This window comes from Sporofaciens sp. St.21A7 (genome assembly GCF_059728535.1).
Genome location: NZ_BAAGFN010000001.1, coordinates 2974029 through 2990932 on the forward strand (window position 1 = coordinate 2974029; position 16904 = coordinate 2990932).

Consider the following 16904-nt stretch of genomic DNA (forward strand, 5'->3'; position numbering starts at 1 on the left):
TGATAAAATATTATTATTATACAACTGAATATGGTGAAACGAATGAAGAAAGGAGAACTCCTATGAATCTTTATCATCTCAGGTACTTTGTGACACTGGCTCATTTAGAACATTATACGAAAGCCGCTGAGATCCTGGCTATTACACAACCAAGCCTAAGCCATGCAATCTCCTCTCTTGAGAAAGAACTGGGAGTAAAATTATTTGAAAAAGACGGCCGCAATGTAGTTTTGACCAAATGCGGCCAGGCATTTTTGACTGATGTGGAGCAGTCTCTTGAGATGCTGGATTCCAGCGTCAACAGACTCCAGATGACAGGACTTGGCGAAGGCCGCGTCGATATCGGCATGCTTCGCACACTAAGCTCCACCGTCCCCAAATTTGTGAAAGATTTCCTGGATTCAAAACCAAATAAGAATATTCATTTTTACTTTCACACTTCCACCGACCTGACACAACACATTATCCGAGGTCTGAAAGAGCGTCGGTATGATATTGCCTTCTGCTGCAAGGTGGAGAATGAACCCTTGATTGAATTCATTCCCATCTTCTGCCAGGAATTGGTGCTCATCGTTCCAAAGGGACATCCCCTGGAGGAACGAGATTCTATTGATCTCAGGGATACTCTTGCCTATCCTCAGATTACATTTTCAAAGCAAAGCGGGCTAAAGCCCGTCATCGACAAGCTGTTTGAAAAATGCGGCGGCCGCCCCCAGAGTGACTTCGCACTGGAAGAAGACCAGGCAGTCGCCGGTCTTGTGAGCGCAGGCTTCGGCATCGCTGTCGTCCCACGAATGTCCGTCCTGGATTACATGCCTGTCAAGATTATAGAAATTGTCAAGCCAACCTGGGAACGGATCTTCTATATGGCAACCATGAAAAATGTATATCAGGCGCCGGTGATCCAACATTTTAAAAAATTCGTGTCAGACCATACGGACTTGCAGTTGTAACCCTTCCGCGCAATCCCACGGGACAGCTTACATCCTGTCTCGTGGGTGTCGGACGCTTCCTCTTCCACAAAATGATATCGTAGGGAGCAATTATCCTTTAATCTCAATAATCTCATCTATCAAAATCTTTGTTCCGTCTTCCAGACACAGCGTCCGTCCATACTCATCCACCTTCTTCACATATCCTGTCACCGTCACATAAGCTCCGCCTTCTTTCTGGATATCCGGCACAAAATAAGTGACTGAAACTTTCGGTTTTATCCCCATCCTTTCCTTTATCTCCTGAAGTTTTCCATTGATCACCTCTTTGCAGTATTCGTCCAGTTCCATCCTCTTATCCGTCAGCCTTGCCGCCTCTTTTACAGCCTCATGGTGTCCGGTAAGGGCGGCGAAGGGCGCAAACTGCGCAGCCCTGTCCTCTACCGGCATATGTGCATGTGTATTAGATACATGGCGCGGAAGGTGAATGATATCCTGATACTTATTCCATTCTCTCATGCCCGATGTCCTCCAATCTGCTGATTTCGGTCTATTGCCGTTGCCCCCTCCATCAGGTTGATTCCCTTGAGGATCGCATTCTTTCCATACTTTTTCTTAATATCCAACACCGCCTGCGAAAGGCTCCTCTCCCGCCTAAGTTCTGCCTCTTCTGCCTCCTGTTCTTCTTTAAGGGCTGCGTAATCCGTGAACAGGTCAAGCTGTTCATACACAGACCTGTTCTTCACCGTACACTCATCGACCACATGATTGGCGCTTATGGCAATCCTCCGTACAAGATAATCCTTCCGCACATTCTCATCGTATAATGCAAGAGCCCCTTCTGCAATAAGCCTGGCAGAAGACGTCTGCCTCTTTAGATTCACTGTCCCGTGGGCATGTTTGGGAACACTGCGCCCGTAACGGTCAGTCTTAATCTCTCCCTTGCAGGACTCCCTATTTCCAGGATCTGACAGGCTCTCCCTGTCATAACCTACCGTCAGAATGATCTGATCCGTCGCCAGATGCTTATCCACCAGATCAAGCGCAAGAGATTCCGCCATCTCCCGTACAACCAGCCGTGCCTTCTCTACTGTATAGGGGCAATGCAGCACTTGTCCTGAACCAATACTGCTGGCGCTGGGCTTATAGGCCTTGATATCTGCCATGGTACACGGCTCCCACCCCCAGGCATGGTCGATTAGAAGCTCTGCATTGACTCCAAATAACTTGTAAAGCAAGTCTTCGTTATGATATTCCCCAGGTTTCCCGATGGAGCATCTTGCCACATCCCCCATCGTGTACATTCCATACTCCCTTAGCTTCTTTGCATATCCTGGACCCACACGCCAAAAATCTGTAATGGGCTGATGCGCCCACAAAATCCGCCGGTAACTCTTCTCCGTCAGGTTCGCAATACGCACCCCGTTCTTATCCGGCGGGATGTGCTTCGCCACAATGTCCATGGCAACCTTGCACAGATATAGGTTGGAGCCAATCCCCGCCGTTGCCGTGATCCCTGTGGTGGAATGAATATCCCGGATGATCTTCCCAGCCAGTTCCCGCGCCGTCATCTGATACGTATTCAGATAATGGGTAACATCCATCATAATCTCGTCAATTGAATATACATGGCAGTCCTCCGGCGCAACATATTTCAGGTAAATCTCATAAATCCTGGTACTGTAATCAATATAGTGTGCCATCCTTGGCGGCGCAACGATATAGTCAAGAGCCTTCTCAGGTGAAGCTTTTAGCTCAGTATCATCATAAGAAACGCCTTGAAACTGCCTGCCCGGCGCCATACTCTGCCTTCTTGCGTTGACCTCTCTCACCCGCTGCACCACCTCGAACAGCCTTGCCCTTCCCGCAATTCCATAAGCTTTCAGGGACGGCGATACCGCCAGGCAGATTGTCTTCTCCGTACGGGTTAAATCAGCGACCACCAGATTCGTAGTCATGGGATCTAAGCTCCTCTCCACACACTCTACCGAAGCATAGAAGGACTTTAGATCGATTGCAATATAAGTATGGTCATTCTCTGACACATCCATCACCTCACACAAAAAACAAACATAGATTCTGGTCTTATTATATCAGAACCTATGTTTGTTTTCAACTGTAAAAAAACACCTGTTCGCGGCATTTGCAATAACTGCTTCTTCTTTTATTACATCAACGGCGCCGCAACCTTCGCAAGCCGCCCCGTAAGCTTCACAGTCCACTTCTCCTTACGCACCATATCCGGCGTGACCCTCCTGCATTTTCCAAGGGTATCCTGATAATCTGCTTCAATCTCTTCAATACAGTCTACCCCATAAAGGTAAGTCGCACACTCGAAATGATGGTACAGGCTCCGGTAATCCAGATTAATCGTCCCAACTACCGCCTCCCTTGAATCGCTGACGAACACCTTCGCATGGACGAACCCCGGCCGGATCTTTAACACTTAAAAAAAGATAAAATCGCTACAGTCCCTATAAAGCCTGCATTTTTTTGTCAAATTTTTGAAATTATTTTGTTGTATGGTGTTGTGTTTCACGTGAAACTATGCTATAATGGTGTTATGAAACTTTGGTATGACAGGAAATCAAAAAACCCTACCTATTTCGTTCAACTCGGTATCCGGAATGGGAAAAAAACGACTACTAAAAATATTGCACGGATCGGTCGGCATTCTGATCTTCTAAAGATTACCGACGACCCTCTTTCTTATGCCAAAGAGCAGGTCGCCAAATTCAATGAGGAGGCTAAACTTAATCATCAGATTTCTTTAGAACTCAAGATCAACTTTGCTGAAAAGCTTAAAGCTTCCGATTCGCTTGCTTCTTCCAGCAAACAACTTAATATTGGCTACTTTTTTCTTCAACAGCTTTACCACAGCCTGGAAATCGGTTCTTTCTTTGACTCCTTAACAGCCGATTCAAAGATTACCTTCGACCCGAACCTTGTGAACCGTTTCCTTACCTGTGACCGCATTCTTGCGCCGGATTCAAAACTCAGCTCCCTGCAGCATATGGCAAATTACTATGAACAACCTCAGTTCGATTACATGCATATCATGCGCACCATGGATCTTATGGCAGATCATTATGACGAATATATCTCCCATCTTTTCGAGAAAAGCAATAACATTATTAAGAGGGATACTTCTGTCTGTTTCTATGACTGCACGAATTATTATTTTGAGACTGAAATGGAAGACGAGGATTATGTCGATGAAGTGACCGGTGAAACCATCAAGGGGCTGCGTAAGTACGGTCCATCCAAAGAACACCGCCCCAATCCCATTGTTGAAATGGGGCTGTTCATGGATACGGACGGCATCCCTCTGTCCATGTGTATTACTTCCGGCTCAGACAATGAACAGACAACCGTTATCCCATTGGAAAAAAAGCTCTCACAGATGTTTCAGAAAAAGAAATTTATATACTGTGCAGATGCCGGCCTTGGTTCGCTCAATATCAGGAACTTTAATTCCATGGGCGGCCGTGCTTTTATCGTCACCCAGTCTGTAAAGAAACTTTCCGACCATTTGAAAGAAGCTGTTTTTAATGATTATGGTTATAAGCTTCTTTCTTCTGACACACCTGTTACAATTGAGGATTTGAAATCCTTCGATAAACGGGATCCTGAAAATAAAGATTTATATAATGACAAGGCTTACAAGATCATTGAAGCCGATCAAGCATTCGATCTTGGGCTTTATGAAGAAAAGCACCTGAAAAACGGGAAAACAGTAAAAGTAAAGTCGAAAGCCACCGTAAAACAAAAGGTGATTGTAACTTTTTCCAGAAAAATGATGGAATACCAGCGTTTTATCCGGAACCGACAGATTGAACGGGCAAAAAAACTTCTTAAGAATCTGGAGCCCGATACCTATAAAAAGGGGCCTCATGATGTCACGCGCTTCATCAAAAGAACTTCTTGTACGAAAAGTGGGGAGACTGTTACAGATTCATACGAAATAGATCAGGCTGTTATAGACAAAGAAGAAAAATATGATGGTTTTTATGCGGTAGCGACAAATCTTGATGACGATGTAAAAACCGTAATTGGGATCAGCTCGAACAGGTATAAGATTGAAGACTGCTTCCGGATCACGAAGACAAATCTTTCTGCGCGCCCTGTATACCATCAGAAGCCCCGGCGGATTGTTGCACATTTTATGATCTGTTATACATCGCTTCTGATATACCGGCTGTTAGAAACAAAATTAAACCGATATGGAACACACTTTTCTATTGAAAATATCATTGAAACCTTAAAGAACATGGAAGTAGCCAATATAGAAGATATGTGTTACATGTCAACCTACGACAATTCTAAGGTATGCACAGCCCTAAATGCAATTTGGGGGCTTGGTCTGGATAAAAAATACTATCAACCGAAAGAACTAAATAAAAAGATCAAAAAAATTTCAAAATAGTCTTTCCATACAACATCCATAATCAAAGCTAAAGAGGCGCAATCCTAGTAAAATCAAGGGATAGCGCCTCTTTAGACTTTTGCAAGTGTTAAAGATGGGATTATATCAGAACCTATGTTTGTTTTCAACTGTAAAAAAACACCTGTTCGCGGCATTTGCAATAACTGCTTCTTCTTTTATTACATCAACGGCGCCGCAACCTTCGCAAGCCGCCCCGTAAGCTTCACAGTCCACTTCTCCTTACGCACCATATCCGGCGTGACCCTCCTGCATTTTCCAAGGGTATCCTGATAATCTGCTTCAATCTCTTCAATACAGTCTACCCCATAAAGGTAAGTCGCACACTCGAAATGATGGTACAGGCTCCGGTAATCCAGATTAATCGTCCCAACTACCGCCTCCCTTGAATCGCTGACGAACACCTTCGCATGGACGAACCCCGGCGTGTACTCATAGATCTTTACCCCCGACTCAATCAGCGAAGCATAATGGGTCTTCGCCAATGCATAAGGCACCGCCTTATCCGGAATCCCCGGCAGCATCAGCTTCACATCCACGCCCCTCTCGGCGGCGAATTTCAGCGCGGTCTCCATCTCCCCGTCCAAAATCAGGTACGGCGACATAATATGTACATATTCCAGAGAACGGTTCAGGATATCCATATACACCCGCTCTCCCAGCTTGTCCTCGTCAAGGGGACAGTCGCCGTAAGGAATCACATACCCCTTCGCCGTCTCCACAGGCAATGCCGGAAACGACAGGAAATGCTCATACTCTTCCTTCTCTTCCAGAATCCCCCACATCTGCAGGAACATCACCGTGAAGCTCTTGACCGCTTCCCCTTTCAGCATAACGGCAGTATCCTTCCAATGGCCGAACTTCACCCGCTCGTTAATATACTCATCCGCAAGGTTCACCCCTCCGTTAAAAGCCGTATGCCCGTCAATGACCAGGATCTTCCTGTGGTCGCGGTAATTATAATGGGTGGAGACGAAAGGCGTCACAGGCGCGAAAGTCTTACACTTGATCCCAAGCGAACGCAGGCGTTTCGGGTAGTCCCGGGGCAGCAGCGCAAACTCACAGGAACCGTCGTACATCACACGCACATCCACGCCTTCCGAAGCCTTTCTGGCAAGGATTTCAAGAATCCTGCCCCACATCAGCCCCTCATCCACAATAAAATACTCCATAAAGATAAAATGTTTCGCCGCCTCAAGCTGCCGAAGCATTTCCTCAAACTTTTTCTCCCCAAGAGAGAAATAGGTAACGGCAGTATGCCCATATACCGGATGGCATCCGCTGCGCTGTATATAACGCGCCAGCAACGCAACGCCCGGATTCTCCTCTTTCAGGCGCCCCATCACGATCTCAGACTGCGGCACGCTCTCCTTCGTACCCGCAATAATCTGGTTCATGCGTACTTTCAAAGCACGATGCCCGATATCACTCTGGGTATACGCAAATAAAAGCACCCCGAATACCGGCACAAGCATAATGGCAATCAGCCACGTAATCTTCGCTGTCGGATTGATTCTGCTGTTCAGCAGATAAATGACCATCACTACGGTAAACAAGGCCGTACCACCTAAAATATGGGGCAAAAATTCCTCAAACCACTGGAAAATACTGAACAACATCAAAAACTGGACTACCAGCAGAATCAGCATAAGCCCGAACCGGCTGAACACCGCATGGATAATCCCCTTCTGTCCTTTTTTCAAGAGGTTAAGCCGCTTACTCTTATAATCTGTCTGCATTTCTCACTTACCCTTTCGTCACCTGATATTTTCCGGGGAAAAATCTTCATAATCAATCTCACAGCGCTCAAATGCATTGATGACGTGAGTCTCCTGATATACGTCATACCGTTTATGCTTCCTGCCATAGGACATATGCACATGCCCATGGAGAAAAAATTTCGGCTTATACTTCTCAAGAAGCGTCCGGAACACCTGAAACCCCTGATGGGGCAGATCCATCCCGTCATTGAGCTGGTACGCCGGCGCATGAGTCACCAGAATATCGAACCCCCCATGCCTGAACAACTGAAACCAAAGCTTCCGCACCCGGTTCTTCATCTGCCACTCCGTATACTGGAATTCCCCGGGGCGGTATCGCATAGACCCTCCAAGCCCAAGGATACGCACCCCCTGATGGACATAAATCTTATCATCAATGCAAATGCACCCGTCCGGCGGAATCTGCTGGTATTTCTCATCGTGGTTCCCGTGTACATACAGGATCGGCACGGACGTAAAAGTCGCCAGGAAAGAAAGATATCTCGGGTCAAGGTCGCCGCAGGAAATAATCAAATCGATTCCCGCAAGCTTACTCTTCTCAAAATAATCCCATAGATAGGCAGACTCTTCGTCCGCAATCGCAAGTATCTTCATATAACCATTCTAACCCTTCTTATTCTCGATTCCCTGCTGTGAGACAACAGGTTTGGACTGTTCCTTCAACTCTTCCTCTTTCGGGATGCTTCCAATCACATTTTCCGCCAGCCAGTCCATGGTGACAATCTCCTCCGGCGACAGTTCCTTCGACGGATCGTCCTGCACGATTCCCTCCTGGGAGTACAGGACGCCAGAAAACGGATTGAACTGCCCGGAGCTAATCGTCTCCCGCAGCACCTCGATCAGCCGTTTCGTCCCAATCGGAAGATTCTGGGAACATACCACATCCACCACGCCCGCAGACATTCCCCACCAATAATTGATCGCCTTCTTCGAGGTCGGGTCGTCGTCATATTTCCATGTGCCGTCCATGACAGCCCGGATCATCTGTTCATAAAATTTCCCCCAGTGCCAAATGGGCATGGCAAGATTCCTGGCAATCTCCCCCTCCAGGTGATAGATCCCGAAAAATCTGGAACCTTCCTCAGGGATTACCATATCCTTACCGGAAATACAGTCTACCTCCATCTTCAGCACATTTTCCATCACATCCGTATCCTTCTTTGCCGTCCATTCCAGGAAGACCTGCGCCCTTGGGTTAATCATCTTCGCCCCCAGCGCAAATGCATTGATATTCGCAATGGAACCGTAAATCGGATAATCCGCAATATACGCCATCCGGTTATGGTCTGCCATGGCGCCCGCAATCGCTCCCATCAGGAATTTTGCTTCATGCATACGGGCATAGTAAGTACGGATATACCGGTGGGAAGTATTGACCGAACAGTTCAGGATACGCACATCCGGATGAGCAATCGCCGCCTTCACGCTTGCCTGTACAAAGGAGGGCGTGGTGGTAAATATAATGTCGCACCCGTCTGCAATCGCCTCTTCGATACGCTCCTCCACATTGTCCAGCGTGACATTCTCGTAATAAACCGTGGTGACTTCCTCCGGGAAGGTCTGTTCCAGATGGAGGCGTCCAAGCTCATGGGCATAAGTCCACGCTGACGAACCCGGCGTCTTCTCATAGATAAACGCCACCTTGAGCCTTGAAAGGCCAAAGGGCAGGAGCAGGCTCAAAAGTGACTTCTTCTCCGTGTTGGGATTCATTTTCAAATCCACGTCCTCGTCCTCCTCTAGAAGAGAGAACTCCTCCCAGGACTTCTCTACCAGTTCTTTCAGCTCCTTGGTAGTCATATCGTCTATCTTTTTATAACCGTACAGCTGAATAAACGCAAGGAACGCATCCCCTACCGTCACCTCAAGTTTCCCCTTGTCCTGCGCGGTATATTCTGCCATAAATCTCCGGTAAATAGAGCTGAACTCAAGCCTCTCGTCATCGTCCCACTCCTCATCCGCTCCTTTCCCCACTGCCTCAATGAGTTTCTTGAAACTTCCCTCCTCGGAAAACCAGATATAATTAATCTTTGTCAGCTCATAAAAATCCAGGAATTCAAAATAAATCCGATTCTCCTTATCGTTGGTCCTCTTCGGCACGATCCGGGTCACGATGCCGGGCACTGACACCACACCATAGTATTTCATGACGCTGACACGTTTATTCCCCTCCAAAACGTAGAACTTGTTCATGTATTCATACGCCTTTATCGGCTCACGGATTCCTTCCTTCTCGTGGCTGCTGCTAAGCTTCGCCCATTTCATGGCAAATTCAGACGTCTCCTTTAGAATTGGCATGAAGTTTGCCGCAAATGCATTGCTCCTCCCGCCGGTCTTGGTTCCCACAATCTGGTCGATTGGAATCTGGACCAGCCCTAAAGGTACTTCTGAAAACGTACCCTTGGTAGGGATAATATCGTCTAATACTTCCAGTGTAGGCAGCTGCCCATGGAGCATCCGCGACTGGTAATTTTTCTTTCCAAGCTTATATGCTTTCGCATAATCGGTCAATGACATAATTTCCTCCTTAAAATCAATTAAGACTTGCTTACATTCCAACCTATTATATACCAAGTAATGGAATGTCAGCAAGCCTTACATGCCTTTCTTCATAAAACTTTCTTCATAACACTTTGTAAATTCATTCTTCAAAGCATAGAATTACAATTTCTTCTCGAATCCGATGCGAAGCGCGCCGTCTTCACATCCGCCCGCAAGCCGGATTTCGCCGCAAGCCTCAAAACCCGCTTTTCCTAACGCCTTCTGCATGGGAAGGTTTCCCGGATGGGTGTCAATCCTGACTGCCTCAAAACCCGCAATCTTTGCCAGTTCAAAGCCGTATGCGAACATCCTGCCCGCAATCCCCTTTCCTTTACATCCGTCGGCAACACATACCCTGTGCATCGAGGCATACGCACCGTCGGTCAGCCATCTTCCGTCTATCACGTCATAGGATGGATCTGGCGTATTCTGAAACGCAAACATTCCCAGAATCTCGCCCTCCTCCACTGCCAGATAGGCGCAGCCTTCCTGAATATCCGTAAGCCATACCTCTCTGCTTGGATACCCTTGCTGCCACTGGTCAAGCCCAAGGTCCTTGAGCTGCCTTTTTGCCTGGTCTGTAATCTCACACATCCTGTCAATGTGCTCTAACGAAGCCACTATGAACTCCATATTCGTACTCATTTCCTTTCGTCCGGCGATTCCTCGCTTATTCGATTCCTGTCACCTGATAATCCTGGTCTTCTACTGTCTTTTTCAGCACATCGTCCGCAACATCGGCATTCAGGGTCACTACTGCTGTTCCTGCTTCATGGCTTACCAAAGCCTCGTCTACCTGCGCAAGGGCCTCTAAGCACTTCTTCACTCTTGCCTCACAGTGTCCGCACATCATACCTTCGATTTTCATTGTTTTTGTCATCTTTTTTTCCTCCTTTTTTTCATTTCCTTTTTTCTGTCCCTGCACGCTCCCATATTCTTCGGATTTAGCGGAAATATCCGCTTCATTCCGTAATGCCTTGTCCTTCGATGCATCGTGCATCCTGAACCAGTTCAGACGCAATGCATTCGTTACCACACAGAAACTAGACAGGCTCATAGCCGCCGCGCCGAACATCGGGTTCAGTTTCCAGCCAAGCAGCGGATACCATATCCCTGCCGCAAGCGGGATTCCAATCACATTATAGAAAAATGCCCAGAACAAGTTTTCATGAATATTGCGAAGCGTCGCACGGCTTAAACGGATTGCCGCCGGGACGTCGCTTAGGCGGCTCTTCATCAGCACAACGTCCGCTGCATCAATGGCGATATCCGTTCCTGCTCCGATGGCAATACCCATATCCGCCCTCGTAAGCGCCGGCGCATCGTTGATGCCGTCTCCCACCATGGCCGTCTTTCCTTTTTCTTTCAGCTTACGGATTACCTGCTCCTTCCCGGAAGGCAGTACGCCGGCAATGACCTCGTCAACCCCCGCCTGCCGTCCGATTGCCTGAGCCGTCCTCTCGTTATCCCCGGTCAGCATGACTACATGGATTCCCATATTCTGCAGCTCTTTTACCGCTTTCGGGCTGTCTTCCTTGATTACGTCCGCCACGGCGATAATCCCCATCAGGCGTCCGTTTTTCCCAAAGAACAGCGGCGTCTTGCCCTCCTCGGAAAGCCGGGCGGCTCTTTGCTTCATCTCTTCTGACACATCCATACTTTCACTGATGAAAGCCAGATTCCCTCCGGTCAGCAAATCACCCTCCAGCGCTCCCCGCAGTCCATTTCCCGGCACAGCCTGGAAGTCATCCACTTCAAGCCCGGACTCTTCTTTGCCGTCCTTTGGCGAAGCCAGCCCTCTCTCCTTCGCAAGACCCAGAATCGCCTTGGCCAGCGGATGCTCGCTCTTTCGCTCCAGTGCGTAAGCCAACCGAAGCAGCTCGTCTTCCGTCACTTCAAAATCATCCCCTGCCCCCACATCCTTCATGGAATGTCTGGCAGGAATCATATCCGTGACCTTTGGCTCCCCGCTGGTAATGGTTCCCGTCTTATCCAGCGCAACAATCTGCATCTTACCTGTTTCTTCCAGAGACACGGCTGTCTTAAACATAATCCCATTCTTCGCCCCCATCCCATTGCCGACCATAATCGCAACCGGGGTTGCAAGCCCAAGGGCACAAGGGCAGCTAATCACCAATACGGAAATTCCCCGGGCCAGTGCAAACCCTATGTCCTGCCCTGCCGCAAGCCACACAAGAATCGTAACTACAGCAATACCGATGACCGCCGGGACAAACACTCCCGACACCCGGTCTGCAATCTTGGCAATCGGCGCTTTTGTAGCCGCCGCGTCACTGACCATCTGGATAATCTGGGAAAGGGTCGTATCCTCCCCGACTCTGGTTGCCTCGCACCTAAGGAAACCTGACTGGTTCAGCGTCGCCGCAGACACTTGGCTTCCTGCCTCTTTATCTACCGGGATACTCTCGCCGGTCAGGGCAGACTCATTGACCGCGCTGCTTCCTTCCAGGACCACGCCGTCCACAGGGATATTCTCCCCTGGCCTTACCACAAACACATCCCCTTTTAACACCTGACGGATGGGAACTTCTTGTTCCATACCGTCCCGGACGACTACCGCCGTCTTAGGAGCCAGCTTCATCAGGCTTTTCAGCGCATCCGTCGTCCTTCCCTTAGAACGTGCCTCTAACATTTTCCCGACGGTAATCAGCGTCAGTATCATAGCCGCCGACTCGAAATAAAATTCATGCATCAGGGACATAACCTGCTCCATATCCATATGCATCTGGGCATCCGTCATGGCGAATAAAGCGTATGTGCTGTACACATAGGACGCCCCCGCCCCCAGAGCCACCAGCGTATCCATGTTGGGCGCGCGATGCCAGAGGCTTTTAAACCCGCTGACGAAAAACTTCTGGTTGACAATCATGACCGCTGTTGTGAACAGCAGTTGAATCAACCCCATTGCCACATGGTTTCCTGCAAGAAATCCTGGTACAGGCCAGTTCCACATCATATGCCCCATGGAAACATACATCAGCGGTATCAGGAAACAAAGAGAGGCAATGAGCCTTCGCTTCAGAATTGGGGTTTCCGTATCTTTCAGTATCCCCGCATCCATCGCCTCGCCGCCTGAAGCTTCCTCTGCGCCGCCTGACGATTTCTGCGCGGCGCCGTATCCTGCCGCCTCCACGGCTTCAATCACCTTTGCGGCGGGGACGTCGCCCTCCACGCCCATGGAATTTGTCAGAAGGCTTACCGAGCAGGACGTCACGCCGTCAAGCTTCGAGACGGCCTTTTCCACACGGGCGCTGCACGCCGCACAGCTCATGCCTGTTACCGTATATTGCTCCATCGAATATCCCTCCTATCTTGCCGATATAACTTCTAAAATACCATACAGGGGTATCATCTCATCATCTTCTGTAATGTTGCCACTAACTCATCTACCGTCTCATCCTTCCCATTACGGATATCCTCGGTTACACAGGTGCGGATATGGTTCGTAAGCAGAACCCGGTTGAAACTGTTGAGCGCCGCATTCACAGCCGACACCTGAATCAGGATATCCGGGCAGTACGCGCCATTCTCCACCATCTTCTTCAATCCCCGCACCTGTCCTTCAATCCGGCTTAGACGGTTGAGCAGATCCTTGTATTCTTTTTCTGAACGTTCCTTTGTCTTATGACAGCATTCCTGTCTTTCATCCATATGCCTGCACCTCATTTCCAAATATATTATATACCCCTACAGGGTATAATGCAAGAGGAATTTTCTCCTTTGCGGCTCATTTTGATTTCACACACCCTCAGCACATTTCCAGCCACCTGGAAACGTACCTCCATTCCCGCATATTCCATCCCATAGACCCGCTCGGAATCATCCTGATAAGACGGTCTTGGATCTTGCGCCAATATCTGCGCCAGAACCTCCCTATGCTCTTGCGGCACTATTTTCATCCACACCTTTGGAATCTCCACAGAAAGCCCATATCCCTTCATACGCTCCGCAAATCCCCCTGACGCTTCCTCGCAGCAGTCCACATAAGGAAGATAGGGTTTCACATCATAGATAGGCGTTCCATCCATCAGGTCTGCTCCCCGTACATGTAAGACAATCCCTTTCCCTTCCCGTTTCTCTATCCGCTCAAGCTCCACACAGGACAACCCCAGCGGGTTCGGGCGAAACGGAGAACGGGTGGCAAATACTCCCACACGTTGATTACCGCCAAGCCTTGGCGGTCTTACAGTGGGACTCCATTCTTCCCGGATACATTTCGAGAACCCCCAGACCAGCCATATATGGGAAAACTCTTCCAATCCCCGAAACGCCTCCGGATTGCGGTACTTAGGTTCAAACAGAATCTCTGCCTTCGTATCCGCAAGCCCGCTCTGCCTTGGAATCCCGAATTTTGCCGGAAAATCCGAACGAATATGTGCAATCACTTCCAATGTCAATTTATCCTCAATTGTTCCCATCAATTCCCCAACCTCTCACAAATCATCCGAATCTCATCCTTATGCCCCTCATCGTCAAGGGGAGTTTCCAGATAAAAAGGCAAATCCTTTAGCACAGGATGGCGCAAGACGCCAAGCAGCGCTTCCATGCCAATCTCTCCTCCCCCAACCACCGCATGCCTGTCCTTATGGGATTCAAAAGGCATCATACTGTCGTTGAGATGCACGGCCTTCAGCAGTTCTAATCCAAGCACGCAGTCAAACTCAGCAAGCACACCGTCCAAATCATTGACGATATCATATCCTGCCGCAAACACATGGCAGGTATCCAGACAGATGCCAATCCTCTCTGGATGCGCTGCATTGTCCCGGATTTCCCTCAGATGCTCAAATCTTGCGCCAATCTCTGTCCCCTTTCCCGTCATGGTTTCCAGAAGGACCGTAATCCTCTCATTCCCTGTAATCGCCTGGTCAAGGCCACGGATAATATTTTGGATTCCTTTCTCCACCCCAATTCCGGTATGGCTTCCCGGATGGAAGACCAGATATTCTATACCCAGGTCATCCATCCTCGCCACGTCCTCCCGGATTGCCGTACATGCGAACTCATACACCCGCTGCTGGGCGCTTGCAAGATTCATGGTATATGGCGCGTGGGCCAGAAGCGCGCCGAACTGATGCTCCCTACGAATCTTCTGGAACTTTTCCACCTCTTCTTCTGTGTATACTTTGAAATTCGATCCCCTTGGATTCCGGCTGAATATCTGCATAGTATTCGCTTCCATCCATACCACATTTTCGGCTGTTTTCGCCAATCCCTTGGCAATCGACATATGCGTACCAATCGTTAACATATTTTCTCCTTCTTCTTAAAAACATTTAATTTTTTCTCCGCAACTAACATTATACGTATTTCCGAAAACAATACAATAGCTTATATAACAAAAAGAGGCTACCAGGAAATACAGCGTTTCCCAGTAACCCCAATTCCTACTACTCTATTCAACTATTATCCCCGCAGCGTGAAACGCCCTACAAGACCTTTCATCACCTGCGCCTGACTGGACAGCTCCTCGCTCGCAGCCGCAGATTCCTCTGCAGTAGCAGAATTCGTCTGTACCACGCTGGAAATCTGATCGATTCCCTGTGTCACCTGAGCAATAGACTCCGCCTGTTGGTCAGCTGCAGAAGCAATCTTGTCCACAGAAGACACCACGCCCTTCGTGCTTTCCACAACAGCAAACAGAGATTCCGCCGTAGCGTTGGCAATCTCAGTTCCCTTCTCCACAGCCTGAACCGTGCCTTCAATCAAGGCTGCCGTACTCTTAGAAGCCTCGGAGGACTTGCTTGCCAGATTACGCACCTCATCCGCAACCACGGCAAACCCTTTACCGGCTTCACCGGCACGCGCCGCTTCTACAGCCGCATTAAGCGCTAGAATATTCGTCTGGAATGCAATATCCTCAATCGTCTTAATAATCCTGCTGATCTGGCCGGATTTATCGCTAATCTCTGTCATGGCGGCTATCATCTCCTGCATCTGCTCATTGCTGGTCGCCACCTGCTCGCCGGTCTGATCCGTCTGCTGGCGCACCGCATTCGCATTCGCCGCAGTATCCTTCACCTGCGTAGAAATCTCATTAATCGTAGCCGCAAGCTCTTCAATCGAGCTTGCCTGCTCAGTCGCTCCCTGAGAAAGCGCCTGCGCACCGGAAGAAACCTGATCGCTTCCGGAAGAAACCTGGTCTGCCGCCTGGTTAATCTGTCCAAGCGTATCATTGAGGGAGAGTGAAATCTCTTCAAGCGCCTGTTTCACCTTGGCAAATTCACCTTCATAATTCAAGGTCAGATCAAATACCAGGTTACCGCCTGCAATCTGTCTGAGTACGCTTGAAATCTCATCAATATAACTTACATAATTGCGCAGACGTCCTACCGTCTTGTTAAAATTAACGGACAACGTTCCAATCTCATCCTTAGACTTATATGTAATATTCTGATCCAGATCGCCTTCCGCAATCTTCTTTGCAACATTGTCAAGCTCGCCGACCGGCTTGCTGATGCTCCTGATAATGTATATTGCCATCAGGACGCAAAGCGCTGCAATCACAACCAATGCGATTACGACAACTTTTCCGGCCTGTGAAAACAGCCTGTCGCCATTCAGGCTCGCCGCATCTGCCCCATCCTTGTTATACTCCACAACATCAAGCAACAGATCCGAGACGTCGTCATACAACGATATCGTCCCCAAGACAATCTCCATAGCCTCATCCGTCTTATTCTCACGGCTTAACGCAATCAGCGTATCATGGTTCTTAAGATACTCGTTCCATTCATTCTGCGCATTCTGTATCATCTGCCGATCCGTTTCGTCCGTAATCAGAGAAGCCATATACGTGTTAAACGTCTCTTCAATCTGCTTGCTCCGGTCTTCCATCTTCGTCTCAGCTTCCTGCATTGTCTGCTGGTCCTGCGCCACAATGTGCTTATACTCTTCTCTCCGGAAATCCGATGTAAGCGTATTCAGCTCTTCCGATGCGATAACAGAAGGCAGCCAGATATCTGAAATATCCGTCGAGCCCTCATTAATCCGTTTCATATATGAAAGGGACATAAATCCCAACGCAACCATGCCAATCAGCATAAAAACAACAAGCAAAAATAATTTCGTCTTGATCTTCAAGTTCTTCATCTCATAGTTTCTCCTTTAGTTACTATACTTTTTATCGCTTTCCTATCATGCAATATGGACATATTCGGCAACCATTATACACGTTCCATATACAGA

14 protein-coding genes are annotated in these 16904 nt (G+C 48.5%); 2 read left to right on the plus strand and 12 right to left on the minus strand.

The genetic code is table 11. The features are described 5' to 3' along the window. Positions 1-62 precede the first annotated feature (62 nt). Complete coding sequence (locus AC6I3O_RS14640) at positions 63-953, plus strand: LysR family transcriptional regulator (protein WP_497851528.1); 891 nt, start codon at positions 63-65, stop codon at positions 951-953. A 90-nt stretch (positions 954-1043) separates the two neighbouring features. Here the strand turns inward: AC6I3O_RS14640 and AC6I3O_RS14645 are convergent, their stop codons facing one another. From AC6I3O_RS14645 to AC6I3O_RS14655, 3 genes are all read right to left on the minus strand, one after another. Continuing rightward, entirely contained in the window at positions 1044-1451 is a 408-nt protein-coding gene (locus tag AC6I3O_RS14645; protein WP_497851529.1) for a YolD-like family protein, read from the minus strand. Next, positions 1448-2977 carry a Y-family DNA polymerase gene (locus AC6I3O_RS14650; protein WP_497851530.1) on the minus strand — a complete coding sequence of 510 codons (1530 nt, stop codon included), beginning with the start codon at positions 2975-2977 and terminating at the stop codon, positions 1448-1450. The genes AC6I3O_RS14645 and AC6I3O_RS14650 overlap by 4 nt, the downstream gene beginning before the upstream one ends. A 122-nt stretch (positions 2978-3099) precedes the next feature. Further along, positions 3100-3378, minus strand: a complete 279-nt coding sequence (locus AC6I3O_RS14655; protein ID WP_497851531.1) for a phospholipase D-like domain-containing protein — start codon at positions 3376-3378, stop codon at positions 3100-3102. Between the two features lie 117 nt (positions 3379-3495). Here AC6I3O_RS14655 and AC6I3O_RS14660 point away from each other — a divergent pair, with 117 nt between their 5' ends. Next, positions 3496-5358: an IS1634 family transposase gene (locus AC6I3O_RS14660; RefSeq protein ID WP_290451298.1), complete on the plus strand. Its 1863-nt coding sequence runs from the start codon at positions 3496-3498 to the stop codon at positions 5356-5358. A gap of 179 nt (positions 5359-5537) precedes the next feature. Here the strand turns inward: AC6I3O_RS14660 and cls are convergent, their stop codons facing one another. The 9 genes from cls to AC6I3O_RS14705 all read right to left on the minus strand — a co-directional run bounded on the left by cls (position 5538) and on the right by AC6I3O_RS14705 (position 16808). Next, a complete protein-coding gene (cls, locus tag AC6I3O_RS14665; protein WP_497851532.1) occupies positions 5538-7115 on the minus strand; it encodes a cardiolipin synthase in 1578 nt (525 codons plus the stop codon). An 18-nt stretch (positions 7116-7133) separates the two neighbouring features. Next, positions 7134-7751 carry a metallophosphoesterase family protein gene (locus AC6I3O_RS14670; protein WP_497851533.1) on the minus strand — a complete coding sequence of 206 codons (618 nt, stop codon included), beginning with the start codon at positions 7749-7751 and terminating at the stop codon, positions 7134-7136. Between the two features lie 9 nt (positions 7752-7760). Beyond that, positions 7761-9671, minus strand: coding sequence for a BMP family ABC transporter substrate-binding protein (locus tag AC6I3O_RS14675; protein ID WP_497851534.1), 1911 nt, complete (start codon positions 9669-9671; stop codon positions 7761-7763). Between the two features lie 144 nt (positions 9672-9815). Then, entirely contained in the window at positions 9816-10340 is a 525-nt protein-coding gene (locus AC6I3O_RS14680) for a GNAT family N-acetyltransferase (RefSeq protein WP_497851535.1), read from the minus strand. Positions 10341-10365: 25 nt separating this feature from the next. Continuing rightward, positions 10366-13011: a heavy metal translocating P-type ATPase gene (locus AC6I3O_RS14685; protein WP_497851536.1), complete on the minus strand. Its 2646-nt coding sequence runs from the start codon at positions 13009-13011 to the stop codon at positions 10366-10368. Between the two features lie 53 nt (positions 13012-13064). Beyond that, complete coding sequence (locus AC6I3O_RS14690) at positions 13065-13367, minus strand: metal-sensing transcriptional repressor (RefSeq protein ID WP_497851537.1); 303 nt, start codon at positions 13365-13367, stop codon at positions 13065-13067. A 26-nt stretch (positions 13368-13393) separates the two neighbouring features. Next, positions 13394-14134 (minus strand): tRNA (N6-threonylcarbamoyladenosine(37)-N6)-methyltransferase TrmO, encoded by a 741-nt coding sequence (tsaA, locus tag AC6I3O_RS14695; RefSeq protein WP_497851538.1) that lies wholly within the window; start codon positions 14132-14134, stop codon positions 13394-13396. After that, the gene (locus AC6I3O_RS14700) at positions 14134-14967 is read right to left on the minus strand and encodes a deoxyribonuclease IV (RefSeq protein WP_497851539.1); all 834 of its coding nucleotides are present in this window, start codon (positions 14965-14967) and stop codon (positions 14134-14136) included. Before AC6I3O_RS14700 ends, tsaA begins: the two co-directional genes overlap by 1 nt. Positions 14968-15122: 155 nt before the next feature. Further along, positions 15123-16808 (minus strand): methyl-accepting chemotaxis protein, encoded by a 1686-nt coding sequence (locus AC6I3O_RS14705; RefSeq protein WP_497851540.1) that lies wholly within the window; start codon positions 16806-16808, stop codon positions 15123-15125. Positions 16809-16904 lie beyond the last annotated feature (96 nt).